General features: G+C 48.2%; 22 protein-coding genes and 1 riboswitch. Of the genes, 10 read left to right on the plus strand and 12 right to left on the minus strand.

The features are described from left to right. Positions 1-756: 756 nt before the first annotated feature. From AWM72_RS04090 to AWM72_RS04100, 3 genes are all read left to right on the plus strand, one after another. Positions 757-1869, plus strand: coding sequence for a lactate oxidase (locus AWM72_RS04090; protein WP_067973626.1), 1113 nt, complete (start codon positions 757-759; stop codon positions 1867-1869). Between the two features lie 237 nt (positions 1870-2106). After that, complete coding sequence (locus AWM72_RS04095; RefSeq protein WP_067973630.1) at positions 2107-3012, plus strand: ABC transporter ATP-binding protein; 906 nt, start codon at positions 2107-2109, stop codon at positions 3010-3012. After that, a complete protein-coding gene (locus AWM72_RS04100) occupies positions 3005-4300 on the plus strand; it encodes an ABC transporter permease (RefSeq protein WP_067973633.1) in 1296 nt (431 codons plus the stop codon). Before AWM72_RS04095 ends, AWM72_RS04100 begins: the two co-directional genes overlap by 8 nt. Before the next feature lie 66 nt (positions 4301-4366). Here the strand turns inward: AWM72_RS04100 and gyrA are convergent, their stop codons facing one another. From gyrA to yaaA, 4 genes are read right to left on the minus strand one after another with little or no spacing between them, the layout of a single operon-like run. Continuing rightward, positions 4367-7027: a DNA gyrase subunit A gene (gene gyrA, locus AWM72_RS04105; RefSeq protein ID WP_083505578.1), complete on the minus strand. Its 2661-nt coding sequence runs from the start codon at positions 7025-7027 to the stop codon at positions 4367-4369. A gap of 45 nt (positions 7028-7072) precedes the next feature. After that, a complete protein-coding gene (gene gyrB / locus AWM72_RS04110) occupies positions 7073-9061 on the minus strand; it encodes a DNA topoisomerase (ATP-hydrolyzing) subunit B (protein WP_067973637.1) in 1989 nt (662 codons plus the stop codon). A gap of 18 nt (positions 9062-9079) precedes the next feature. Continuing rightward, positions 9080-10201, minus strand: coding sequence for a DNA replication/repair protein RecF (gene recF, locus AWM72_RS04115; protein WP_067973640.1), 1122 nt, complete (start codon positions 10199-10201; stop codon positions 9080-9082). Beyond that, positions 10188-10445, minus strand: coding sequence for a S4 domain-containing protein YaaA (gene yaaA / locus AWM72_RS04120; protein WP_067973643.1), 258 nt, complete (start codon positions 10443-10445; stop codon positions 10188-10190). Before yaaA ends, recF begins: the two co-directional genes overlap by 14 nt. A 409-nt stretch (positions 10446-10854) precedes the next feature. Then, positions 10855-10938: riboswitch (Fluoride riboswitch) on the plus strand. 60 nt (positions 10939-10998) lie between these two features. Here yaaA and AWM72_RS04125 point away from each other — a divergent pair. Beyond that, positions 10999-12177, plus strand: coding sequence for a cation:proton antiporter (locus AWM72_RS04125; protein ID WP_067973646.1), 1179 nt, complete (start codon positions 10999-11001; stop codon positions 12175-12177). Between the two features lie 62 nt (positions 12178-12239). On the opposite strand, the gene AWM72_RS04130 is transcribed toward AWM72_RS04125, so the two are convergent. The 3 genes from AWM72_RS04130 to dnaA form a co-directional block, all read right to left on the minus strand. Then, positions 12240-12578 (minus strand): hypothetical protein, encoded by a 339-nt coding sequence (locus AWM72_RS04130; protein ID WP_067973649.1) that lies wholly within the window; start codon positions 12576-12578, stop codon positions 12240-12242. 197 nt (positions 12579-12775) lie between these two features. Further along, positions 12776-13927, minus strand: a complete 1152-nt coding sequence (dnaN, locus tag AWM72_RS04135; protein WP_067973653.1) for a DNA polymerase III subunit beta — start codon at positions 13925-13927, stop codon at positions 12776-12778. A gap of 204 nt (positions 13928-14131) precedes the next feature. Further along, positions 14132-15478, minus strand: coding sequence for a chromosomal replication initiator protein DnaA (gene dnaA / locus AWM72_RS04140; protein ID WP_067973656.1), 1347 nt, complete (start codon positions 15476-15478; stop codon positions 14132-14134). A 583-nt stretch (positions 15479-16061) separates the two neighbouring features. On the opposite strand from dnaA, the gene rpmH reads away from it, so the two are divergent. From rpmH to jag, 4 genes are read left to right on the plus strand one after another with little or no spacing between them, the layout of a single operon-like run. Beyond that, positions 16062-16196 (plus strand): 50S ribosomal protein L34, encoded by a 135-nt coding sequence (gene rpmH / locus AWM72_RS09195; RefSeq protein ID WP_083272416.1) that lies wholly within the window; start codon positions 16062-16064, stop codon positions 16194-16196. 43 nt (positions 16197-16239) lie between these two features. Next, complete coding sequence (gene rnpA, locus AWM72_RS04145; protein WP_067973659.1) at positions 16240-16578, plus strand: ribonuclease P protein component; 339 nt, start codon at positions 16240-16242, stop codon at positions 16576-16578. 43 nt (positions 16579-16621) lie between these two features. Beyond that, the gene (gene yidC, locus AWM72_RS04150) at positions 16622-17476 is read left to right on the plus strand and encodes a membrane protein insertase YidC (RefSeq protein ID WP_230080837.1); all 855 of its coding nucleotides are present in this window, start codon (positions 16622-16624) and stop codon (positions 17474-17476) included. 41 nt (positions 17477-17517) lie between these two features. Beyond that, positions 17518-18600, plus strand: a complete 1083-nt coding sequence (gene jag, locus AWM72_RS04155; RefSeq protein WP_067973662.1) for an RNA-binding cell elongation regulator Jag/EloR — start codon at positions 17518-17520, stop codon at positions 18598-18600. Between the two features lie 437 nt (positions 18601-19037). Here the strand turns inward: jag and phnX are convergent, their stop codons facing one another. From phnX to AWM72_RS04180, 5 genes are read right to left on the minus strand one after another with little or no spacing between them, the layout of a single operon-like run. After that, positions 19038-19817: a phosphonoacetaldehyde hydrolase gene (gene phnX / locus AWM72_RS09480; protein WP_067973665.1), complete on the minus strand. Its 780-nt coding sequence runs from the start codon at positions 19815-19817 to the stop codon at positions 19038-19040. Beyond that, positions 19804-20904 (minus strand): 2-aminoethylphosphonate--pyruvate transaminase, encoded by a 1101-nt coding sequence (locus AWM72_RS09485; protein WP_198434464.1) that lies wholly within the window; start codon positions 20902-20904, stop codon positions 19804-19806. The genes phnX and AWM72_RS09485 overlap by 14 nt, the downstream gene beginning before the upstream one ends. A 26-nt stretch (positions 20905-20930) precedes the next feature. Continuing rightward, complete coding sequence (locus tag AWM72_RS04170) at positions 20931-21932, minus strand: ABC transporter substrate-binding protein (protein WP_067973669.1); 1002 nt, start codon at positions 21930-21932, stop codon at positions 20931-20933. A 1-nt stretch (position 21933) separates the two neighbouring features. Beyond that, positions 21934-23565 carry an ABC transporter permease subunit gene (locus AWM72_RS04175; protein ID WP_067973672.1) on the minus strand — a complete coding sequence of 544 codons (1632 nt, stop codon included), beginning with the start codon at positions 23563-23565 and terminating at the stop codon, positions 21934-21936. Between the two features lies 1 nt (position 23566). After that, positions 23567-24331, minus strand: coding sequence for an ABC transporter ATP-binding protein (locus tag AWM72_RS04180; RefSeq protein ID WP_067973678.1), 765 nt, complete (start codon positions 24329-24331; stop codon positions 23567-23569). Positions 24332-24545: 214 nt separating this feature from the next. Between AWM72_RS04180 and AWM72_RS04185 the strand changes: the two genes are divergently transcribed. Further along, a complete protein-coding gene (locus AWM72_RS04185) occupies positions 24546-25322 on the plus strand; it encodes a DeoR/GlpR family DNA-binding transcription regulator (protein ID WP_067973681.1) in 777 nt (258 codons plus the stop codon). 82 nt (positions 25323-25404) lie between these two features. After that, positions 25405-26256 (plus strand): HAD family hydrolase, encoded by an 852-nt coding sequence (locus AWM72_RS04190; RefSeq protein ID WP_067973685.1) that lies wholly within the window; start codon positions 25405-25407, stop codon positions 26254-26256. Positions 26257-26459: the final 203 nt, after the last annotated feature.

The raw sequence follows: 26459 nt of genomic DNA on the forward strand, positions 1-26459 counted from the left end.
GCGACCGAACCCGACTAGATCAGGGTGTGAGAGGATGCGGGAAAAAGGGACCTCTGGAGTAAAAGACCAGAGAAGGCTGCAAGCCTTCGACGAACTTTTGCGAAGAGGAGCCCTTTCTGCATCCTCGAACCCGACTAGGGTGTAAGGGAGCGCGCCCATAATGAGCCAATCCACAATCAAAGGGGCCGAGTGTGGTTTGACATCGCTCACCCCACACTCAGAGCTTCAATTTGTGGCTTCATAATGAACAAGCCACAATCAAGTTCTTCCATTGTGGGTTGAAGATTGGGAAGCCACACTCGAGATTCCGAAGTGTGGCTTGGCACCGTTCAATCTACGCTAGCAAGCTCCAATTGTGGGTTAACAATATTCGACTACAAAAGCTCTTCCAAATCAGTGCTTTTGATATGATGAATGTACAAACTAGCTAAACCCTCTAGCCAAGCTGAATCAAGCCTGGCTAGAGTTTTTTTATTGGGAGTGAAATTTTAATGAAAGTCAACTTGCTAACGAGACTTGTATTCAAAAATCAGCACCGTCCAACTTTTAGGTCAATAAAGTCTTGCCAGCATGACCAAATCTTAGCTCCTTAATCTAAGCCGCTCCACCTATACCTAGAATCTATGATTCACAGCGATAATTTTTTATTAAAAAGTAAGCGTTTTATTTTTGAATTTAAGGCTTTTATGTTAATTTAGAAGTGTAAAGAAAGTGTTTTCATTAAGCTTTCATTATTCACAGAAAAGGAGAAAAATTATGTCAGCCGAATACAAAGCACCTTCTGAGGTGAAAGACTTAACCATTTATAATACTATTGAACTTGAAGACTTAGCAAAAGAAGTCATGCCTAAAGGCGGTTTTGACTACCTAGCAGGCGGTTCAGGTGAAGAATTTACCTTAAAACGTAATGTGCAATGCTTCAAATCGCAAGGTATCCTGCCAAGGGTTTTGGCCGATGTCGAGTTCCCAGAAACGGAAACAGAAATTTTTGGTCAAAAACTGAAAGTGCCTTTCATCATGGCGCCAATCGCAGCCCATGGTCTAGCCCACGAAACTAAGGAAGCTGGAACAGCTAAGGGGATTTCTGAATTTGGAGGCACCATTATGTCGATTTCAGCATATTCAGGAGCTACCTTCGAAGAAATTGATGAAGGCCTCCAAGGTAATCCGCGCTGGTTCCAAATCTATATGGCCAAGGATGATGAACTTAATATTAACATCCTGAACGAAGCCAAGGCCGATGGGGCATCCGCTATTATTCTAACGGCCGATGCGACCATCTCAGGTAACCGCGACCGGGATGACAAGAATGAATTTGTTTACCCCTTCGGTATGCCAATTGTTTCCCGCTACCTGACAGGGACTGGGGAAAATATGTCCCTCAACAATATCTATGGCCAATCCAAGCAAAAGATTACCCCGCGTGATGTCGAATTCATCAAGAAACATACTGACCTCCCTGTCTTTGTTAAAGGGCTGCAGACAGCGGAAGATGCCAATGTGGCCATCGGAGCAGGGGCTGATGGTGTTTGGGTATCCACACACGGTGGCCGCCAATTAGACGAAGCACCAGGCTCCTTTGAATGCTTAGCTGAAGTTGCTGATGCGGTTGCTGGCCGGGTGCCAATTGTCTTCGACTCAGGTGTCCGCCGCGGTGAACACATCTTCAAGGCCCTAGCCCAAGGTGCCGACCTGGTTGCTCTGGGACGTCCTGTCCTCTTTGGCTTAGCCCTAGGTGGCTGGAAGGGTGTGCGGTCCGTCTTTGAATACTTCGAAACCGACCTCAAACGCGTGATGCAATTGGCTGGGACGCAAAACATTGACCAAGTCAAAGCAGCCCGCTTAAAAGCTTTAGATAACTGGAACTAAGACCAAATTCACTGGCTTCCTCCTTTTTGGGGAAGCCAGTTTTTTTTTCTAAAATAAATCATATGAGTGAGCATACCTTCTGCTCACAATTCGACTTGTAAGCCGCGATTGTTTAGTTAATCACTGCTAACACACAAATATTTTCCCCAGAAGATCTAGTCTTTGATTTATGTCTTTTGCCGCACATGATATACTAGGGTTAAATTAATTTTAAGAAAAAATAAAGGAGTGAGGGAAATGCTTGAAGCTAAGCACCTAACCAAGACTTTCGGGCAGAATGTCGCGGTTGATGATGTCTCCTTCCAGTTGGAGAACGGGAAGATTCTTGGCATGATTGGCCGTAATGGGTCTGGAAAAACGACCATCTTCCGGATGATCTTGGACTTTTTGACACCAGAAGGCGAGGGCAGTGTGACCTGGAATGGCAAGGCCATGAACACCCAAATCTATAATATTATCGGCTACCTGCCAGAGGAGCGGGGGCTCTACGAGAAGATGTCCATCGAAGAGCAGATTGTTTACTTCGCTGAATTGCGGGGGATGAAGCGCCAGGATGTCTTGGCCCGGATTGATGAGTGGATGGACCGTTTCCAGGTTAAGGGCAAGCGCCAGGACAAGATCAAGACCCTGTCTAAGGGGAACCAGCAGAAAGTCCAACTGATCGCCACTCTCATCCATGAACCTGAATTTGTGATCCTAGATGAGCCTTTTTCTGGCTTGGATCCGGTCAACGCTGACTTGCTCAAGAATGGCATCCTCTATCTGAGAGACCAGGGGAGTTCTATCATCTTCTCCAGCCATAATATGGATAATGTCGAGCGGCTCTGTGATGAACTGATTATGATCCATGATGGCAAGCGCGTGCTCTATGGCCCCATCCACCAAGTCCGTGAAAGCTTCGGCAACACCCGGCTCTACCTGGAAACAGACAAGTGGACAGCGGAACAATTGGCCGGATTAGAGGGTGTGGACAAGGTTGAAAGCGACCGTCCTGGCGTTTACCAATTGGAGCTCCAGGATGAAAGTTATGGTCCGCAGATCTTCGACCAGGTGACCCAGGGCCATTATATTAAAGCCTTCAGCCAGCAACCGCCCACACTCGAAGCAATCTTTAAAATGAAAGCAGGTGGCTCCAATGAGTAAATTATGGACTGTCGCAAAAAGCGTATACCGCAAGAATGTCTTTTCCTGGTCCTTCGTCTGGATGGTCGCTTCGCCCCTAGTCATGGTCGCTGTCTTTGGTCTCATCGGCTACTTCATTGGTCAGAGCGAGGCCACTAAGTCGGGGGATATCGCCTTGGTCCAGGCTTCTCCCGAAGTCCAAGAGATTGTAGAGGCGAATAAGGGCCACAACCAGATTATCTTGGACCTCAACCAAGAAGAGGCCCAGGCCGCCTTGCGCGACGACAAGATTGATGGTTACCTTGAAGTCGGCGAGGACAAGGGCCAAATTAAGGCCAATTTCTTCCACAAAACCACTTCTAGCGATGTTAATTTAGACGATATTGAAAAAGGGCTCCAGGATTTACAAGTCCGGCGCCTGGCTCAAAGTCTGGGGCTCAGCCAAGAGGACCTGGCCAAGCTCCAAAGTCAATCGGTAGCAATCAATGTCAATAACCTGAATTTTGGGGAGGATGGCAAGCTCTCCCAAGAAGAAGGGAATTCGATCAAGTATATCATTCGCTCATTTATGGCCTATTTTACTTGCTTTATTGTTTTCTTCTTTATTATTTCCTATGTCAACATCATTGCCCAAGAGATTGCAGCAGAGAAAGGCTCGCGGATTATGGAAATTATCCTCTCCAGTATCCCGGCCCGAACCCATTTCTTCGGCAAGATGATTGGGGTGGGGCTCATGATTCTGACTCAGATTGGCTGCTACCTAATCCTCTATCTCCTAGGAGCGGCTGCCTTCGCCAGCTCCCTAGTCAGCCTGCCGATTCCAGATAAGCTCTTAGACAACTTACAACTAGGCAGTCTGATCCAAGAAGCCCTGCCGATCTTTGCCTTGGGCCTGGTCTTCGCCCTTATCGGTATCCTGATCTACACCAGTTTTGCGGGCTTCCTGGGCTCCCTCGTTTCCAAGACCGAAGATGTCCAAAAAACCATCATGCCTGTTGTTTTCTTGGGGGTGGCTGGCTTCTATATCGGCCTCTTCGCCTTCGCTTCCTCAGCCAACAATGCCTTGGTGCGGATCAGCTCACAGATTCCTTTCTTCACGCCTTTCGTGATGCCCTTCCGTATCGCTGGAGAAAGTGTCTCAGGCTTCGAAATTGGCCTCTCTGTCGTGCTCAGCCTGATCACGATGGTAGCCATCTTCTACCTCTCAGCGGCCTTCTACAAGAGCAATGTCCTCACCTACAGTGACAAGGGCATGCTGGACACCCTGAAGCGGTCATGGACCCTCTGGCGCAGCGAGAAAGAGGCTTAGCTAGCCGTTCAAAAATTCCATAAGAAAAAGCCAGCTTTCGGGCTGGCTTTTTACTTAGTTTTATTCCTATTCTTGGTCGTCGTCTTCTTCATCCAAGAGTTCATTGGTGAAATGGTGCAGGTTTTCTTGGATTTGGTCATCCGACAGGCGAGCTTGAGGAATATCCTGGTCATCGTAAACCGATTCATCACTATCTTCGGTTTCTTCGTTGACCTTTTCAGCAATGGCTGAGAAGTCTTCCTCGCCCTCTGCTTGTTGGGCCGCGCCTGCAGAAGCAACTTCTTCCTCTTCTTCAGCTTCCACCTTGGCCATAGTTGAAACCTTGGCGTCATCATTCAAGCGCATGAGGCGGACACCCTGGGTCACCCGACCTGTTTGGGAAATATCAGCCGCATGGAAGCGGATGACTACGCCTTCATCGGTCATCAGCATGATATCTTCAGTTAGGTCGACGGTTGTCATCCCCACCAGCTTCCCGTTCCGCTGGCTGGCATTGATGGTTTTAACCCCTTTACCGCCGCGCTTGCGGATGGCATATTCGCTGGCTGGGGTCCGCTTCCCATAACCATTCTCGGTGACGACAAGGACATCCGCAACGTCAGCTAGGACGGCGGCTCCAATCACATAGTCACCAGGCTCCAAACGGATGGCCCGAACACCGGTAGCTGTCCGCCCCATCGACCGGGCGTCTTGTTCATTGAAGCTGACCGCATAGCCATCGTGGGAAGCCACGATCAGATTGCGCTGGCCATTGGTAAAGAGCACATCGACGAGCTCATCATCCTCCTTGAGATTGAGGGCGATCAGGCCGTTGTTACGGATATTGAAGTAGTCGCGAACAGGAGTCCGTTTAATGACACCCTGGCGCGTAATAAAGGCCAGATAGCCGTCAGAATCGCCGTCATGGTCCACCGGGGTCACATTGATGGCATCACGCACCTTCTCGTCCTCTTCCAAGTTCAGGAGGTTAACGATCGGAATCCCCTTGGCTTGCCGGCCGTATTCTGGAATCTCATAGCCCTTCATCTGGTAGACTTTGCCCTTGTCCGTAAAGAACAGGATAATGTCATGGGTAGAAGTTGAGAACATGGTTTCGATATAGTCCCCATCGTTCATGCTCATGCCTTTGACGCCGAGACCGCCGCGGTTTTGGACGCGGAATTCATCATCGGCAACCCGCTTAATATAGCCGTTCCGGGTCAGGGTAACGAGCACATTCTCTTCTTCGATCAAGTCCTCATCTTCCAGGCTGGTGATTTCACCCACCCGCAGTTCGGTCCGGCGGTCGTCGCCATAGCGAGCCTGGATTTCTAATAATTCTTGGTAAATAATTTCATAACGTTTCTCTTCGCTGGCTAGGATTTCCGTCAAGCGGGCAATTTCAGCCATCAGTTCGGCATGTTCCTTGTCAATCTTTTCCCGTTCCAAGCCAGTTAAGCGGACCAGACGCATATCGAGAATGGCTTGGGCTTGCTTATCCGAGAGTTTGTACTGGGTCATAAAGATTTCCTTGGCTTCGTCACCAGAACGTGATGAGCGCAGGATATTGACGATTTCATCAATATGGTCCAGGGCCACCTGTAAACCTTCCAGGATATGGGCCCGGGCTTCGGCCTTTTTCTTCTCAAAGATCGACCGACGACGGATAATCTCTTCTTGGTGGTCCACGTAATAGGTCAGGATTTCCTTGAGACTCAGGGTCTTAGGCACACCGTTGACGATGGCCAACATATTAAAGTTGAAGTTGGCTTGGAGCTGGGTCAGCTTGTAGAGGTTGTTGACGATCACACTGGCACTGGCGTCCTTGCGGCATTCCACCACAATCCGCATGCCATCCCGGCCGGATTCATCCCGGACTGCCGTGATGCCTTCAATCACCTTGTCACGAGCTAAATCCGCAATCCGTTCCACTAACTTAGCCTTGTTGACCATATAAGGAATCTCATGGATGACAATCCGTTCGCGACCACTGGACATCTGGTCGATATCCAACTTACCGCGGACAATGATGCGTCCTTGGCCTGTTTCATAAGCCTTGCGGATCCCCGACTTGCCGATCACAATCCCCCCGGTCGGAAAGTCCGGTCCAGGGATGGCTTCCATCAGCTCAGCCGTCGTTGCTTCTGGATTCTTCATCAGGGTGTGGATACCTGAGATTACCTCATTTAAGTTATGGGGTGGGATATTAGTAGTCATCCCGACCGCAATCCCGGTCGCCCCGTTAACTAAGAGGTTAGGGAAGCGGGAAGGGAGAACTTCTGGTTCACGCTCTTCGCCGTCGTAGTTGGCGATAAAGTCCACCGTGTCCTTGTTGATATCCCGCAACATTTCAGTAGCAATCTTACTCATCCGCGCTTCGGTATACCGCATGGCGGCAGCCTGGTCCCCATCGATGGAGCCGAAGTTCCCGTGGCCGTCTACCAGCATATAGCGGTAGGAGAAGTCCTGGGCCATCCGCACCATAGATTCATAGATGGCGGAGTCCCCATGGGGGTGGTACTTACCCATGACATCTCCGACAATCCGCGCTGACTTCTTATAAGGTTTATCTGGGGTAACCCCCAATTCATTCATCCCGTAGAGAATTCGCCGGTGGACAGGTTTCATCCCATCCCGAACATCCGGCAGTGCCCGTGCCACGATAACACTCATGGCATAGTCGAGGAAGGATGTCCGCATTTCATGGGAGATTTCTCGACGTTCTAATCTATTGTCTAAAGCCAAAATACTAGCCTCCTATTCTAGCTTGCCTAGTCGTCCAATTGGTCATGACTAAAGGTCGATGGTCGCATAAGTGGCGTTCTCTTCGATAAAGTTCCGCCGCGGTGCCACATGGTCGCCCATTAACATGGAGATCATTTGGTCGGCTTCCACACCGTCTTCAACGCTGACTTGAAGCATGCGACGCGTACTTGGGTCCATGGTCGTATCCCAGAGCTGTTCGGCATCCATCTCGCCCAGCCCCTTATAGCGTTGGACAACGGGCTTAGGACGCTCAGGAAGACTGGCCATATATGCCTCTAATTCGGCATCCGATTCAATATACTGGATCTTCTTCCCTTGGCGTACCTGGTAGAGGGGAGGAACCGCAATATACACATAACCCGCATCCAAGAGGGGACGCATGTAACGATAGATCAGAGTCAATAAGAGGGTCCGGATGTGGGCCCCATCGACATCGGCATCGGTCATGATAACGAGCTTATGGTAGCGGGCCTTGGAGACATCGAAGTCATTGCCCCAGCCCGTCCCCATCGCTGTAAAGAGGGAACGAATCTCTTCATTGGCTAAGATCCGGTCCATAGACGCTTTTTCAACATTCAAGATCTTACCACGGATAGGCAAGATGGCTTGGAAGTGGCGGTCCCGGCCGTTCTTAGCGGAGCCCCCAGCGGAATTCCCTTCGACGATGAAGAGTTCGCATTCCTCGGGCACCCGGCTGGAACAATCGGCCAATTTACCCGGTAGGTTGGAGATTTCTAGCCCAGACTTCTTCCGGGTCATTTCCCGGGCCCGTTTGGCTGCCTTCCGTGCCTTAGAAGCAACCAAGCCCTTGTCGACAATTTGCCGGCCGATATTGGGATTCTCTAAGAGGAAGGTCGAAAAGTGCTGGCCGAAAAGTCGGTCGGTAATCGTTCGTACTTCCGAATTTCCGAGTTTCATCTTAGTTTGCCCTTCGAATTGAGGGTCGGGGTGGCGTACTGAAACGATCAGGGTCAGGCCTTCACGCACATCTTCCCCAGTCAGGTTCTCATCATTATCCTTGAGAATATTGACATTCCGGGCATAGTCGTTGATAGTCCGGGTGAGGGCGGTCTTAACCCCAGATTCATGGGTCCCCCCTTCAAAAGTATGGATATTGTTAGCAAAACTCATAAAGTTCACATGGAAGTCGTCCGTATACTGGAGAGCAACTTCGACCTCAATATCATCCTGTTCCCCTTCTAGGTAGATAGGTTCAGGGAAAAGCGGGGTCTTATTCTGGTTGAGGAAGTCGATATATTCCTTGATCCCACCTTCGAAGTGGTAGCTGTATTCAACCGTTTCTTCTTCCCGCTTGTCGGTCAGTGAAATCCGCAAGCCCTTGTTCAAGAAGGCGAGCTCCCGGGTCCGTTTATTCAGTATTTCCCGGTTATAAACCGTTGTTTCTCGGAAAATCTCGCTATCGGCTTTGAAGGTGACAACCGTTCCTTGCTGGTCGGTTTCTCCTGTCACTTCGAGCTCGGTCATGATCTTCCCCCGGCTGTATTCTTGGTGGTAGATCTTGCCATTCTTGTAGACATCGACGTGGAGCCATTCAGAGAGGGCATTCACCACTGAGGCCCCCACCCCGTGCAAGCCGCCGGAGACCTTGTAAGAGCCACCCCCGAATTTACCCCCAGCGTGGAGAACATTAAAGACAGTCTCTACTGCTGGCCGGCCGGTTTTTTGTTGGATATCGACAGGAATCCCCCGGCCATCGTCCGTAATCCGAATCACATTATCTTCCAAGATTTCAATTTGAATATGCTTGGCAAAACCAGCTAAGGCCTCATCGATTGAGTTATCGACAATCTCCCAAACTAGGTGGTGGAGGCCGGTCTCACTGGTCGACCCAATATACATCCCAGGCCGTTTCCGGACCGCCTCGAGCCCCTCTAGGACTTGAATTTGGCTGGCATCATAGCTCTCCGCCAGATGGGCCAGTTCCTCCTGTTCCTCCTTGCTTGGTTCCTGGCTTTCTTCCTGTGCTTGGTCTTCAAAGTGTTTCTCATCTGCCATCGCTTTCCATCACTCCTTCTAGTCATCCAATCGTTGGACTTGTCCCTGCGCAATTTCAAATAGCGCCGGCTCATCAATCTGTTCTTCCTGGACCCCATCGAGACTGGTTGTCGTCAAAAAGGTCTGAACTTTCTTTTCAATGGTTTTGAGCAAGTGGGTCTGCCGGTCATCATCCAGCTCACTCAAGACATCATCCAATAAGAGAATGGGGTATTCCCCCGTCATCTCCTGCATACACTCAATTTCTGCTAATTTCATACTTAAGACTGTGGTCCGCTGCTGGCCTTGTGAGCCAAATTTCTGGACATCCTGGCCGTTAATCAAGAATTGAAGGTCATCCCGGTGGGGGCCAGCTAAGCTCACCCCGCGGTCCAGTTCACGCGACTCGACTTCTTCAAACTTAGCCAAGAGGGCCTCATAGACATTCTCCTCAGAGGGGGCCTGGGGTAGGTCGACCGCACTCCGATAGCGCAGGCTGAGCGCTTCCTTGCCCTGGGAGATATGGTGGTGGAGCTCGCTCGCCCAGGCCTCTAACTTATCGAGGAAGGCCAAGCGCTGGCAAATAATCCGGGCGCCCGCAGCAGCCACTTGCTCCGTCAAGATCTCCAAGTAAAGCTTGTCTTGGGCCTGCTGACTGAGTAGCTGCTTTAGGTAGGCATTGCGCTGCTTTAAGATCTGCTGGTAGTCAACCGAAGTGTGCAGATAAACGGGACTCATCTGGCTGAGCTCCATATCAATAAATTTTCGCCGTAATTGTGGGGCCCCCTTGACCAGGTCCAAATCTTCGGGAGCAAAGAGCACCACATTCAAGCGGCCAATATAGTCGCTCAAGCGGCGCTGCTCGAGGTGGTTAACCTTAACCAGCTTGCCGCTTTTGGTCAGCTTGACACTTAAGGGCAGCTTGCCGAAACGGTTGCTGACCCGGCCTTCAACCAGGGCTTCCTGACTCTCCCAGCGCAAGAGCTCGCGGTCATGGTTGGTCCGGTGGCTGCGGGCTAGGGAGAGGATATAGATTGCCTCTAGGAGACTGGTCTTCCCCTGGGCATTGTCCCCAATAAAGACATTGATTCCCGGTGAAAAAGTCACCTCAGCAGACTCATAATTTCTGAAATTGAGCAGGCGGATCTCATCGAGGATCATGGGCATCATCCAAAGCCGCGCCAGAAGCACTGACAAGCTGGAAAATGGCTTCCTCAGCAGGCACTTCAACTACTGACCCTGGATAAATCTTTCGTCCTCGACGCTGGTCCTGCTCACCATCAATATAAACCGCAAATTCAGACAGGTACCATTTCGCCTGGCCACCCGTTGCAATAATGCCTGTTTCCTTCAACAATTGGGTCAAAGTCATAAAGTCACCCGTTATCTCAATGGTCTCAGTCATTGCGTCACTTCCTTTCCATCTTCCTTAGCTTCCGCTAAATAAAAAATCGCAATCCCTGCTCGAACCGGCAGAGATTTGCGATTTAGCCAAATACGAGCCAAAGCGGTCGTCGCAAATTAAAAAATCTATAGCTCATTTAGATCTATACTGTCACCTCTTATTATACCCCAAAAACCGCTTTTTTGCAAAGAGAGGGGGCTATTGGCTTGTTTTTTATTGGGAGGGAAATTCGTCTCTAAAGATTGAAAAGCCTTCTCAGGACAAAATAAGGCCGCTCTAAGAAAAAACTTGTCTTATTTTTGTGAAAGCCGAGTATTCAATCAAAAGAAGCAATCAAATAAGATAAATGAAACTTATTTCAAGCGATCGAAAGTTCTGATTGACAAAAAACGGACAAACTGCCTATAATCAAGACACAGGAAATGAATGTCTTCCTTGGGCCTAGCCCTAAACCGCTATTGATGATTCAAAAGCTGATGACTTCTGCTGTAAAGGGCAGGAGTATCAGCTTTTTTTGCTCTTTACTTAATCAAATAATCAAAGGAGTGGTCTTATGTTACTAATGAGCTTTGCTTATATCTTTATCTTTGGGCTCTTGATCGACCGGGTCTGTAAGCAGATCAAGGTCCCGAGTCTGATCGGTTTTCTCTTTCTAGGGATTGTTCTCGGTCCCCATGTCTTGAAGCTTCTCGACGGGGGAATCCTTGACCTGTCGGCTGACCTCCGCCAAGTCGCCCTCATTATTATTCTCAGCCGGGCAGGCCTGTCACTGGACATCAAGGGCTTATTGAAGGTCGGGCGACCTGCCTTACTCATGTGCTTTGTCCCAGCGACTTTCGAAATCCTAGGAACGGCCCTACTCGCCCCCAGCATTCTAGGCATTTCCCGGATCGACGCCCTGCTTTTGGGGACGGTACTGGGCGCGGTCTCGCCTGCTGTGGTGGTTCCAAAGATGATTAAATTGATGGACGAAGGCTATGGGATGGACAAGCAGATTCCCCAAATTATTCTCGCTGGATCCTCGGCCGATGACATCTACGTGCTCGTCCTCTTCTCCTCCTTCCTCGGTCTAGCCCAGGGCGGAGACTTCCAGGCCACCCAGCTCTTAAATATTCCAATTTCCATTATCCTCGGCATCCTGGTAGGCGGACTAGTCGGTGCAGGACTCAATGCCTTCTTCAAACGCTTTGATTGGCCTACTGTTAGCCAAGTGATCTTCCTTTTAGGCTTCTCTTTTGTCTTTGTTTCCCTAGAGAAGGCCTTCCCACAAGTTCCCTTCTCCGGCATCCTAGCCGTTATGAGCATGGGGATCCTGATCAACCGTTTGGACGGCAAACGCGCCCAGGACCTCTCCCGCTACTACAATGCGCTGTGGATCCCTGGTGAAATCCTGCTCTTTGTCCTGGTAGGGGCTTCCGTCAACCTGCCCTACGCCTTCCAAGCCGGCTGGCTGCCTATCCTCTTGATTGCCCTTGTCCTATGCTTCCGCGCAGTGGGCGTCCTGGTCAGCCTCAGCCATACCAATCTCAGCCTCCGAGAACGCGCCTTCAGCGTCATCGCCTACCTCCCTAAGGCCACCGTCCAAGCTGCCATTGGCGGTATCCCTCTCGCCATGGGACTCCCTTCCGGCGAAATCATCCTCACCGTCTCCGTCGTCGCCATCCTCCTCACCGCCCCCCTAGGCGCATTCGGCATCGACCTCAGCTACAAAAAATTCCTTTCAAAGGAATAATTATCCACATGTGAATAAAATCAAAGGCCTTCCCTTGAGCATGGGGAAGGCCTTTTAATGTCTTATTTTTTCATTTGTTTAACTAATAGATAAGCTATATAGGCAAGTAAGACCAAAAAGAGGGCTAGACGACGCTGGGAAGCTTCTGGGAACACTTGGATAATTAAGTTGACCAGGAGTAAAATAACTCCCATTTGCACCAGGGCCCGGACTAAGTTGCTAGGCCACTTATCAAAACCATGCTCTTCGCAAGCCTTCTTAAAATAAATTGTTGTCCAACAGGTATAGAGAGCCAAATTCTCAACAAGACGGCTAACACCTACAAAAGCCAGCGCAACATATGCCAACAAAGTCAACCAAAAAAGCACATCGGCTACTTTTCTCATAGTTTCTTCTGCCATTATGGACCACCTCTCTCTAAAACCGGTTACCTTTCTTACACTTATTATAAAATAAACAGACAAAAATATAAAATCCAAAGAAAAGACAGGTGGTCACTAGCACCATTTAAAAACATAAGAAAAGCACCCCCAGACCGGCCTCAGCTCAACAGCTAAAGCCAGATCAGGGGCGCTTTTATTTTTGTTTTTTATACAACCTAATTCCCCGGTGTCCGGATAGGCGTAATCAATTGGACAAAATTGAAGTTATCCTGGGCATTGGCTGGCAGGAGAATAAATTGGTGAGAAGGCGATTGGAAGCGCAGGGCAATCTCTTGGGCGCCAAAAGTTCTCAGGGCTTGGCGCATGTAGTCCGGGTTGAAAGAAATCGCTAGGCTTTCCCCATCAGCAGAGGAAATATTTAATTCTTCTTCCACCTCACCAACTTCGGCTGACTGACCGGATAGAACAACTTGGTCACTATCAATACTTAGTTTAACCACATTGTTACGGCCTTCGTGGCTCAGGATCAGAGCCCGTTCGATAGCGCTCAAAAGGTCTGGTGCATCAATCTGGATCCGAGTTTGATAGTCTTCAGGCAAGAGGCGGTCCGTATCAGGGTACTTACCTTCTAAGAGCCGGGAATAGAGGTAGATGTTATCGGTCTTAAAGAGAACCTGCTTATCTGCCACCATCATTTCAATGTTATCGCTATCTTCAGCAATCCGAGTCAGTTCACTCAGACTGCGACCAGGAATATTCAGGGCAAATTCTTGATCGGCTAGGCTTTCAGGAACTTCCAAGGGCACAATCCGTTGACTGAGCCGGTGGGAGTCTGTGGAAACTGCCTTGAGATGGTTATTTGCAATGACAAAATGGATCCCTGTAAAAATCGGCCGGATTTCCTGGTTGGAGACAGAGATAATGGTGTGGTTGATCACTTGGCGGAAGATATTGGCTGGAATGGTAAAGCTGGTATCGGAATCAATTTCCGGTAGCTTAGGGTATTCACTGCCTGCGGTCCCATTGAGGGTGAAGGCAGCTTGGCCAGCCGTAATATCGGTCTGTAGGTTGTCTTTAACTTCCAAGTGCATGATTTCATTGGGTAGCTTCTTAACAATTTCGCCAAAGAAACGTGAAGGTAAGACAATGGAACCTGCTTTTTCCACTTGCAATTGGTTGTCTTCATTATTGGCATCAATAAAAGCTTCGATCGAGATAGTGGAATCACTCCCGGTAAGGAGGATGCCGTTATCAGTTGCTAGAATTTTGACTCCTGTAAGGACAGGAATGGTAGTTCGTGAACTGATCGCACGTTGGACATTGCTGAGATTTTCAACGAAGACAGCACGGTTCACTGAGAATTTCATTTGAGCACTCCTTTATTTATATATATTAATATAAAGATAATAATAGTAATAGGGCCTGTTAAATCTGTGGATAAGTGGCTAATCCTTATCAGACACCTGCTTTTCCACATGTGGAAAGCCTGTTTATAAACTGGGGACTTCTTTCATAATTATCCACAGGTCCTTTTTTACTATTTTAACATAGTGAGCTTGTGGATACATTGATTAGCTATTTTTGAGTAGCTTTTCGATGTTTTCGACATCGCGTTTGACATCGGTTGATTCGTCGATTTCGCCAAGAATTTTCTCATGGGCGTGGAGGACGGTGGTGTGGTCCTTGCCGCCGAATTCTTGACCAATCTTGGGAAGGGAAGCTTCGGTAATTTCCCGGGAGAGGTACATAGCGATCTGGCGGGGGACAACGATTTCCCGCTTGCGCTTCTTGCCTTTGAGGTCTTCAACGGTGAGGTCGAAGTACTGGGCCACCGTCTCTTGGATTTCGGCAATCGAAGGCAGGGCCTGGGCCGAAGTATCCTTATAGTTGCGGAGGGCCTTGGCTGCCATGCTAGGGGTAATCTCTTCTTGGTGCATGACGGCATAGGCTTGGACGCTAGTCAGAGCTCCCTCTAATTCACGGATATTGGTATCAATCTGTCCAGCAATATAGGTTAGGGTGCTGTCCTCGATATCAATATGGTTGACCTGGGCCTTGTTGCGCAGGATAGCGATCCGCGTTTCTAGGTCAGGTGGGGTAATATCGGTCGATAAGCCCTGCTTGAAGCGGGAAACCAGCCGGTCTTCTAATTCTGGAATCTGGCTAGCGTCTCGGTCAGAGGTCAGCACAATGTGTTTGTTCTTATTATAGAGGGCATTGAAAGTATGGAAAAATTCCTCCTGGGTAGACTGCTTGTTGCCAATGAATTGGATATCATCCACGAGTAGGATATCAACCGTCCGGTACTCTTCGTGGAATTCAGAGGTTGAGTTAGTCCGAATCGCTTCAATGAAGTCATTGGTAAAGGTCTCACTGGTGACATATTTAACCCGGGCTTCGGGATTGGTTCGTAAAACTTCATGGCCGATTGCCTGCATCAAGTGGGTCTTTCCTAGCCCCACACCCCCGAAGAAGAAGAGGGGGTTGTAGTCCCGACCCGGTCCCTCAGCTACCGCTAGAGCTGCGGCATGGGCCATCTTATTACCTTCCCCAACGATGAAATTATCGAAGGTGTATTTAGGATTCAACATGGTGCTGCGGTCGTGGTAGCGGTTGGGTTTCTCTTCTTCCTGGGGACGCTGGCCGTTGAGGGTGAAGTTGGTCGCCGGTTGGCTAGCCAGATGGACGACCACATCGATGTCATAGCCTAGGTAGTTAAAGGCCACCTGGCGGATTTGGACCAGGTAGTGGTTTTCAATATGTTTCTTGTGTAGTTCAGAGCCCGCCACAAGATAGAGGGTATTATTCTCTAAACGCTCCGGACGTAACTCTGAAAACCAGGTTTCGTGACTGGCTTTTGAGAGTTCTTCTTTAAAATAATTGTCAATATACTCCCAAAGTTTCATCATTTCTTCCATGCGTATATCTCCTTAATAAACAAATTTGTATATCGTTCCTATCGTGGATAACTTATGATAAGCAGCAAGGAAAAGATCATTTCAATAAAAAAAGCTAAGTTATCCCCAAATTAATGGTAATAAAAGGATAACATGAAAAAAAGTCTTTTTCCACAGATAATTAAGCTGTGAATAGAAATTATCCCAAGTTGTGATTAAATTTATCCACAAACTGTGGAAACTTACTGGTATAAATGGGGATAATTTGCTCTTGTGGATAGTTTCAAGTATTAAAAAGCTCTTTTATCAACACTTTCCAAGACTTATTCACAGCTGTGGATAACAATTAACATTCTGTTGATATGTCCACAAGCCTGTGAAGAAGGCTGGGAAAACTTACCCACAAGTCGCTTTATCCACCTCCTTGTTTAAAAGAAATCCACAATTGTGAAGAAAAAAATAGAAATTTATCCGAAAAAGGGCTTGAGTCAATCGCTTGTGTTATGGTAAAATAACCCTTGTGTTGACATTCAACTTTTCAATAGCAAGTCGACAGGTTGAAATCAAATGATAAAAACATTCAATCATCATAGGAGGTGTAGTCATGAAGAGAACCTACCAACCAAATAAACGTTCACGCCAAAAGAAACATGGTTTCCGTAAACGTATGAGTACTAAAAACGGACGTCGCGTATTAGCAGCTCGCCGTCGTAAAGGAAGAAAAGTTATTTCTGCTTAAGACCACAAAAGCTGTGGTCTTATTTTTTTTAGGGGGGATTTAAATGCGTAAGGCCTATCGGGTGAAATCTGAAGCAGACTTTGGTCGGGTCTTCCACCAAGGTAAAAGTACTGCAAACCGTCAGTTTGTTGTTTATACTATAGATAAGGAACAAGCGCATTTTCGCCTGGGGATCTCCGTCGGTAAGAAGATTGGCAATGCGGTGACTCGTAACTATGTCAAGCGCCGGATCCGCCAGTCCGTTTATGAACTGCGAGATGCCATTCGCCCTAACCAAGACTTTATTGTAATTGCCCGTAAACCCACGGCCCAGATGTCCATGGCTGAAATTAAGAAGAGCCTCGAGCACGTCTTCAACTTAGCTGGCATCTTTAAATCCTAGGCCAGGCAGTCGGGCTGGACGACAGATATTTTGGAGGAGTCAATTGAAATCAAAATTTTGGACCAAAAAAAAGCTAAGCCTTAGCTTAGTCTTAATGGCCTTGCCCCTCTTCTTGGGGGCTTGTGCAACGGCACGTGAACCCATCACAGCGGAATCTACCGGTTTTTGGGACCGCTATATTGTCTATAGTTTCTCGCGTTTGATTATCTGGCTATCAGACCTCTTCGGAGGGAATTACGGCCTAGGGATTATTATCTTTACCTTAATCATTCGCCTAGTCCTGGTGCCTCTCTACCATTATCAGATTAAGAGCACAGAAAAGATGCAGGTAGTCCAACCTGAAATGCAGGCCCTGCGTGAAAAATATGCCTCAAAGGACCCAGAAACCCAGCAAAAGCTGGAAGAGGAAATGGCCAAGCTTAATGAGAAGTATGACTATAATCCCCTCTCAGGCTGTCTGCCTATGCTGATCCAATTGCCTATTCTTATGGGTCTCTACCAGGCGATCAGCCGGACCGAAGTGCTCAGCAATGGTCACTTCTTATGGATGGAACTCGGTCAACCAGACCCTTACTTTATCTTACCTGTCCTAGCTGCCGCTTTAACCTGGTACAATACCCGCCTGATGACGATCGGCAACCCGCAAAGTAACCAGAGCATGGCTGCCATGCAGTGGATGATGCCTGCCATGATTCTCTTTATGGGGGCGACGCTGCCAAGTGCTATCGCTCTCTACTGGGTGGCATCGAATGCCTTCACCATTGGTCAGACGCTCATTTTGAATAACCCTTATAAGAAGCGGGAAGCCCGCTTAGAGAAGGAAAAGGCGGAGCGCGACCTCGAGAAACGTTTGGAAAAAGCTAAACGCCACCCACGGACGACCAAAAAGAAGCGCTAAGCAATGAAAGAGTCAATGAGTGAAAGGAGTTTGAAGCAAGCATGCAAGCCAAAATATTTCAAGCCGACTCTGTGGAAGCCGCCATCAAGGCTGGTTTAAAAGAATTAGGAGTCGCCCAAGAAGAAGTTGAAGTGGAAGTGCTGCAGGAAGCACGCAAGGGTTTCCTAGGCATTGGGGCCCGTGATGCCATTGTTAAATTATTTGTCAAGGCAGCTGATCACTCAGAAGAAGGCCAAACAGAAGCTACAGAGGATGCTGACGATCCAGATGACCCCGTTAGCAAGTCGGTCGCTGATCCGACCAATGAGGCGAGTACGTCCTCTGTCTATGTCGCAGACGATAAGCAAGCCCGGAGCCAACAAGGGCATGATCCCGCTAGCGATTCTGTCGAAGAAGTCCAAGCGATTTCAGCTGAAGAAGCGCCTGTCCTCGCGAAGGATGAGGCCCAGGAAGACGGCCGTCCCCTAGCTGACCCTGTCCAAGAATCCGTTTCTGAAGAAGAAACAGGCGTTGAGACGAGCAAGCAAGAAGAAGCAGTCCAAGACGTGGACACCGAAGAAGTAGCAGCTGCAGAAGAGGTGGAAGCTAGTACTCAAGCTTCAGAACAGGCCGATCAAGCGGGACGCCAAGAGGAGGAAGAAGACACATCGGTTGAAGAGGAAAATGACAAAGTTTTCTACGATGTCGACTTCCCCGCCCGTTATATTATTGATGTCTGCGAAGCTTATGGGGTTGACGTTACAGTAGATGTGGAGGATCATGATCGCGAGATTATCTACCACATTAATACCGATAAGCCAGGCCTCGTCATCGGCAAACACGGTAAGATCTTGAATTCCCTAGAAGCCCTAGCCAAGGTACTCGTCCACCGGCATGTCCGTAACCGCGTCAATGTTGTAGTTAATGTCGGCGACTACCGGGAACGCCGCTTGAAGACCTTGGAACGCTTGGCGGAACGCACAGCAGATGAAGTGACGGTCAAACAATCCTCCGTCCAACTCTCCCCCTTGCCCGCCAACGAGCGAAAGATCGTCCATCAAGCCCTCTCCAAGTATGACCACATCGAAACCCGGTCCGAGGGTCGCGAGCCCCACCGGTATTTGATTGTTGACTATCGCCACTAGGGTGTGAGAGGGTGCGGGAGAAAGGGACCTCTGGAGTAAAATGCCAGAGAAGGCTGCAAGCCTTCGACGGCATTTTGCGAAGAGGAGCCCTTTCTGCATCCTCGAACCCGACTTGAAGGGTGCGAGACTTGGCGCTTAGGCTTGGATGATTGGAGCAAAACAGAATAAGAGCGAAGCATTCGCTCGTTTCTGTTTTGTGAAATCACTCCAAGTCTGCCAAGTCGAACCCGACTAAAAAGGGTGAGAGCAGTTGCGCCCAGACTTGAATGACTGGAGCCCAAACGGAAAAGAGCGGCTTTAGCCGGTCGTTCCGATTGGGTGAAGTCACTTCAAGTCTGCAACTGCGAACCCGACTAAAGGCCGCGAGCAAGCACCCTAAAATTTAAACAAAGAAAAAGATGAAGGACTCTCAGTATCCTTCATCTTTTTTTCTTATCTTAGTCGATTAAGTAGGCAACTAGGTCTTCGAAGCGGTCAAAGACTTGGTCGGCTCCTGCGTCTAGCATCTTTTGGCGGATTTTTTCTTTTAATTGGTCTTGGTCAGTGGCTGATAGGGCCTCGAATTCTTCCTGGCTTAGGGCCATTTCAGAAGAGCCTTCGATAACGGCACAGGATAGGACGCCAGCGTGTCGACCTTCTTTGATATCTGTTAGGGTATCCCCAATTTTTACGACCTCATCAACACTTTCAATCTCAAAGTGCGCCATGTTAGCGAAAATCATGTAGGGGTAGGGACGTCCGAGATGCCCAACTTGTTCTGACGTGACGGAGTAGTCTGGAGCATAGCCTTGGTCAGCAGCAGCTGGTTCAACGAGTTCCATCATTTCAGCGGTGTAGCCGGTGCTAGCCCCGATAGAGATGCCAGCTTGCCGTAATCTGTCTATACCTTCGACAACACCAGGCTTGGGTTGGGCGTATTCAGGAGCCTTTAGGGTGTCTAGGATGGCTTCGTTAAAGTTGCTGTAGAGGGATTCGACATCCTCTTCATTGGGGGCCTTGCTGTAGGTATCCGTCCAGGCTGCTTCAATGCGCGGCATTTGGAGCATGGTGCGGATATGGTCTTTTTTGCCCATGCCCATGGGTTGGCGTAATTCCTCATCACTTACCGAGATATCAGCCTTTTCGAAGGCTAATTTTAGGGCTTGGATGGGAGCGAAACAGCCATAGTCGACAGTCGTTCCAGCCCAGTCACAGATCAATAATTTAGTTTTTGTCATTGTTATTTTCCTCCATATAAGCTTTAAAAATGTCTAAGACGCGTTCGATATCTTCAGGGTAAATCTCACCGATATTACCGATGCGGAAGGTATCGACATCGGTGAGTTTACCGGGATAGATCACATAACCCCGTTCTTTGATGTAGTGGTACATATCTTGGAAATCCCAGGTTTGCCCTTCTGGATAGAGGAAGGTCGTGATGATTGGTCCTTGATTTTCTTTAGGGACATAGGCTGTAAAACCGAGGGCTTCCATCCCTTCCTGTAAGAGTTCTTGGTTCTTCTGATAGCGGGCGTGCTGGGCTTCTACCCCGCCGCGCTCCTTAAATTCCTTGAGGGCTTCATTGAAGGCCATGACCACATGGGTAGGGGAGGTATACCGCCATTTCCCGTCTTTAGCCATCTCTTGGTATTGGTCGAAGAGGTCTAAAGAGAGAGTAGAAGAATTCCCCTTGCTGGCTTCAATCAAGTCCTTGCGTACAATCACAATGGCGAAGCCAGGAACGCCTTGGATGCACTTATTGGCGCTGGTGATGAGGGCATCGATAGGGGTCATATCAATGGGGACCCCACCGAAGCTGGACATGGCGTCGACAAAGAAGAAGCAATCGTGGGCCTTGGCAACCTGGGCGATGTCAGCAATCGGATTGAGAATGCCTGAAGTCGTCTCAGAGTGGACCATCATGACATGGCTAATGTCAGGATTATTGTCGAGTAGGCAGTCCAAGACTTGGGGATCGTGGACTTCATCATAGCCAACCTTGTAAGTCTCATAGTCTAAGTGCTGGTAGTCAGCCATCTGGAGCATCCGTTCACCGTACTTACCATTAGATAGGATCAGGAACTTAGAACCGGGATAGCTGAAGGTCGACAAACAGGCCTCGACAGCATAGGACCCACTGCCCTGGAGGAGAATGCTTGTGTAGCGCTCAGGATCCACTCCAGCAATCTGGAGCAAGTCGTGGCGGATCTTTTGGGTGACGGCTTTATAATCCTCGTCCCAGGTACAATAATCGAAGTCCATGGCTTGGCGGACACGGTCTGTCACTGTGAGGGGGCCGGGCGTGAGTAATTTATAGGGAGTCAAAATAAACACTTCTTTCTAAACAAAAATTATTGTTGGGCTTGTTCCTTGGCTTTTTGAGAAATTTCTTGGTGTTTGGCCAATAATTCAGCAGTCAAGGCTTCGTCGAATTGTTTAGGCTTGGCGGATTGTTTGCTGGCGTCGGTTTCTTCACCTTCATAGAGGGCAACAGGATAGAATTCTTGAACCTTAGGGCGGCCCTTCTTGATAATAGCTTCACTCATTTTTTGGGCGAGTTCAGCCTTTTCACTGTCTTCTTTGTCGATAACAGCAACTGATTCGGTGAGAGAGAAGTTCCCTTCTGCTGGGTCAATAAGAGAAATAGGTGCCCCTTCATTTTGTTTAACAGCAACTTGGTGGCGTAAACCAAAGCCGAATGGAACTTCCCCGCTGACAACCTTATTCAATGGGCCAGAACCGGAAGATTCGATATGGTTGCTGGCATTCTTGTAGATCCCGGCAAGGATATCTTGGGCTTCAGCTTCACCGTATTCAGCGATTAGGGCTTGGACCATTAACCAAGCAGTGGATGAGGAATCAATGTCGACTACAGCAACTTTGCCTTCATATTTAGGATCTGCCAAGTCTTTGATGGACTGTGGCAAGTCTAAGTTTTCAGATTTAACCATTTCATCATTAACGATGATGGCTCCTTCTTGGACAGTTAGAGGAGCGGCGTAGCTCGGAAATTCTTGTTGGGTATTGACGTCCCAAGCGAGGTCTTGGAACATTTGATGTTGGTTTTGGGCAGATTCTAGGTAGAAGGTTGACATGGTGACCATATCAGCTTCGATGTCTTTGCCTTCAGCGAGGAGTTTGCCTCCTAATTCAGAGGTGCCGAAGGTTTGGATCTCGTATTGGCCTTCATAGCCTTCTTCATTTAGGCTGCTTTCAATGGCTGCAATAGCTTCGTCATCCGCATTGGAGTAGATAATGACCTTGTCGGAAGAGGATGAACAAGCGCTCAGAGGTAAGGCGATTAAGCAGACCAGGGCGAGTAAAGAGAGTAGCGATTTTTTGAATCGTTTCATTTTAATGAGCCTCCATTTTCTTTTGATTGCGTTGGCTGAGATAGTTAAAGACGGCACGTACGATTAAATTCGTGAGGAAAAGCATGATAGATAGGATGAAGACCTCGTTGAATTTATTGTAGTACTGGAGTTCTTGGATCTTGGTTGTCATGAGGATGGTCCGTGTTGAATATAGGAAAACGACAGCGGAGATGGTTACCATGGAATTGGTAAAGTAATAACTCATGACTTCGAGAAGGGCAGTGACCGCATTGGGAGTCAGGATCCGCCAAACGGTTTGGAAGAAGTTATCTCCCATGAGGGCGGCCGTGGTTTCCCAAGATTTAGAGAGCTTGTCGAGACTGCTCTTCAGGGTGAGGTAGGGGGTAGAGAAGTAGTGGATAATATTAGCAATAATGATGATCGTGAAGGTTGATTTAAGTGGAGTTCCATTGATCACCAAGAGGAAGGCTAGCCCCAGCACCATACCCGGAATCGTATTGGAGATGGTAGCCATGAGGTCGATAGCTTTTTGGATGATCGGGCGCTGCTTGCTCCGAGTTGTGAGAATGGCAGCAAAGTAAGCCAGCCCCGTACCGATGACAGCAACTAAGAGACTGATGAAGAGCGAGTTGGTGAAGGCCTTGGTAATGGTTGAATCCTTGAAGGCTGACACCAAGTGCTTGCTGGTCCAGGACAGGTTGTAAGGCCAAGACTCTGTGAAAGGTACAATGAAGATCGGGATGAAGATAATAATGATCAAGGCGATCACTAATAGAGATAAGATCGCAAAGCAGAGGTCGCGGCCCTTGTTCTCCTTGGCCCTAAAATCAGAGAAATTGTCGTATTCAATGGATTTTTTGTCCAAGTAGTGGAGGATGGCCATGGAGATTACGGATGGTAGGAGCATGAGTAGAGAAATCACGGCCCCATGATTGAAATTAGGAATGGTTCCTAGCATTTGGTTGTAGAGGGAGGTCGCAATGACTTCATAGCTCCCACCGATATAGGAAGGGATCCCATAATCAGTAAAGGCCATAAAGAAGGCTTGGATAACAGCAGCTCCTAGTGACGGAAGGAGGGGCACCAGGATGGTCGTCCAGACCCGCTTGAGATAAGTGTCTCCCATCAAGCGCGACACAAGAGTGAAACGCTTATCAATAAAGGTCATCCCGTTATTGATCATCAGGAAGGTCACGGGCAGGGTATAGATGGTATAGCCGAGCAAGAGCCCTTTGAAACCATAAAAATCAGGAGCTTCCATATTTAAGAGCCGGGTAAAGAGTCCCTGGTTACCGATGGAATAGATGATGGTAAAGCCATAAGTAATTGTCGGTAGCAGCATGGGGATCATAATCAACAAGCTCAGAGCCCGCTTGAGACCTGGGGACATGTTGGTAAAATTAACCCCAAAGGCCATTAAGAAGGCAATCACTACTGAGAGGAGCGCCGAGCTGAGGGCAATCACCAAACTGTTCTTAAACACTTGCCCAATATTGCCGGCTTGGAAGACATTTTGGAAGTGCTGGAGGGTAAAGTGTCCATCTTCTAGGAAAGCAACCATAAAGGAATTAATTAAAGGATAGACCAGGGCCAAGAGGAAGAAAGCAATGATGATCCAGCTGAGGATAGTACTTGTCTTTGACTCTCTCATCCTAGACCCTCTCCTTTACCGGTTCTTCCTGGAAGAGGCCGACAATATTGTCGCGTTTGATTCGCAACTGGTTCAGAATGAATTGGTCCACGAAATCAGTCGCTGGTTGGCTAACAATCTTTTGGCTGGCTGAATATTGTTCCACATGGCCTTGGTTTAAGATGATGACTTTATCGGATAGGGTCAGTGCTTCTTCAGGATCGTGGGTTACCATGATGGTCGTCAATTGGTATTTCTTAGCGATGGTATGGATGCGCTCCTTAATCTGTTCTTTGATGACCCCATCCAGTGCACTGAGGGGTTCATCGAGGAGGAGGATCTTAGGTTTCATCACCAGGGTTCGTGCCAGAGCGACCCGCTGCTTCTGACCACCCGATAATTGACGGATAGATTTCTCCAGGTGCTTCTCCAAGTTGAGCAATTGGATGAGGTCTTGGACCTCTGCTTGACTCGAAATCTCGGGATTATTCTTTAGGCCGTAGGTGATGTTGTCATAGACATTAAGGTTAGGGAAGAGGGCATAGTCTTGGAAGACAATATTAAAGCCACGTTTTTCCATGGGGGTATCGGTAATATCTTTGCCCTGGTAGAGAATTTGACCAGAACTTGCTGGAATCAGGCCGAGGATGAGGTTCAAGAGGGTGGTCTTGCCGCATCCAGATGGACCGAGGATGGAGACGATGTCGCTATCTTCAATCGTGAGATTGATATCGTGGAGGACTTGGGTGTCGCCATAGCTCTTGGTGATATTGATTAACTCAAGCAAGATAAGGACTCCTTTCAATAGACATATTTTTACATTGATTAACATTAGTTCGAACTAACTCAAGTATACACAGCTAATGTAAACTTGATGTAAAAATGCCGTTAATTATCAGTAAATTATTCCCGGTATTTGACCCTCCAAAGCATTCAAAATTGACAATTTATGTTAAGATTTGTAAAGAAGAAAGTAAAATAGAGGAAAGGAAGGGGTTGGGATGCTCCAAGCTGAACGCCACAAAAAGATTCTTGAACTATTGGCTAGCCAGCAGGTGGTCAAAACTTCTGAATTGAGTGATTACTTTAATTTATCTAGACAAACCATCCATAATGATATTGACGTGATGGAAAGCAAGGGACTCTTGCAGAAGGTTCACGGTGGAGCAGTCTCCAACAAGGTTGCCATCGAACCGGAAGCCCACCAGCGTAAGCAACACTTTCCTAAAGAAAAGGATGCTATCGCTCGTCAAGCTGCCCAATTCGTGAAGGAAGGGGAGACCCTTTTTATTGATATGGGGACCACCACTGCCGCCATGGTTCCTTATCTTTCAGCCTTCAACCAATTAACCATTATCACCAATAATGTCCAAGTTGCTATCGATTTAAGGGAGAAGGCTGCCTTTACTGTGATCCTACTGGGCGGTAATTTAAGGGCCAAGGAAATGTCGACTTCCGGTCCAGACACTGTCCTGGCCTTAAAGAAGTATTATGCAGACCGGTGTTTCTTGGGGGCGAGCGGCGTCTCAGCTGACCAGGGTTTTACCGACTACCATCTCGATGAGAACCAGGTCCGCCGGCAGATGATTGCCAATGCGGAACATAATTACGTCCTCTGCGACCATTCCAAGTTAAACCAGCATACCCTCGAACAGTTCGCCCCTCTGTCAGCGATTGAGACCCTGATTGTAGACGCTTGCCCAGATGCTAATTTGAAGAAGGTTCTTCTCGACCAAGGCCTAAATCTTATTGAAACTAGCCCAGAGGTCAGCCCTTAAGCTGCCCAGGCTGGTGCTTTTCAAGACTGGTCCAGCATGCTATAATGCCAGAGAGTGCGTTCGGAAGATATGGAGGTTCGTTATGACAGTTAAATTACTTGCTATTGATATGGATGAGACCCTCTTGCGGTCGGATAAGACCTATGATGCGGCAGCCTTCTTGGAAATTGTCCAAGACTTACAAAAACGCGGTGTGGTCGTCTGCATCGCCAGTGGCAATAGCCTATCCAAGTTGGAATACTACCTGTCCGGGTCTCTGCAAGACTTAGTTTACTTGGCCGGTGAGAATGGCAATGTCATCGAAAAGGACGGCCAGCGGATTGAAGAGAAGGTGATTGCCCTCGATGACTTACTAGCCCTGGACCGAGAAGTCCACGCCAACCCTTACTATAGTTCCCTGGTCAGTGCCGGTGACCGCTTCTATTCCACCCGCCTATTGGAAGAGAATGAGGCCAATATCCGCATCTACTGTCCAGACATTATCTCCTTGTCTTCCTATGCTGAACTTGAAGATTTGGGCCACCATCCGGTCAAATTAGCTGTGAATTCTTTTGAAGGACTAGCTGCCAATAAGGAATTTGTGACTCAAATGAACGCCAAATTCCCTCGTATCACAGGGGTAACTTCCGCGACCATGTGGATGGACTTTATCAATGCGGATGGCGGCAAGGGGTCGGCTGTGCGCTACTTGCAAGATAAGTATCAGATTCAACCAGAAGAGACTATGGCCTTCGGGGATAGCCTGAATGATGCTTCTATGATGGGAGAAGTGGGCTATTCGGTTGCCATGTCCAACGCCGACCCCGACCTCAAGTCCCTCTGCCGCTACGAAATCGGCAGCAATAACGAAGGGGCTGTGCTCCAAGTCCTCAACCGCTATTTGGAAGCAGGGAATTTGGACTTTATGGAAGAATTTGTGCGGTCAGCTGACTAGAAAAAATCCAGCGCAAGTAGTTTACAAATACCAAAAGAATCGGTATAATATGGTCGACTTTATATTTAACATTAAGCAACGACAGTCAAAGTGTCCGTCTGCTGCCTAGTTTCTAGGGGGCAGACTAGGCACTTTTTTTATTAGAAAAATTAAAAATAACGACTAGCTGACTTAGACACTAAGAATGATAAGGAAAGGGAGCG

The sequence above is a fragment of the Aerococcus sanguinicola genome (assembly GCF_001543145.1).
In the GTDB taxonomy this organism is placed as follows: domain Bacteria; phylum Bacillota; class Bacilli; order Lactobacillales; family Aerococcaceae; genus Aerococcus; species Aerococcus sanguinicola.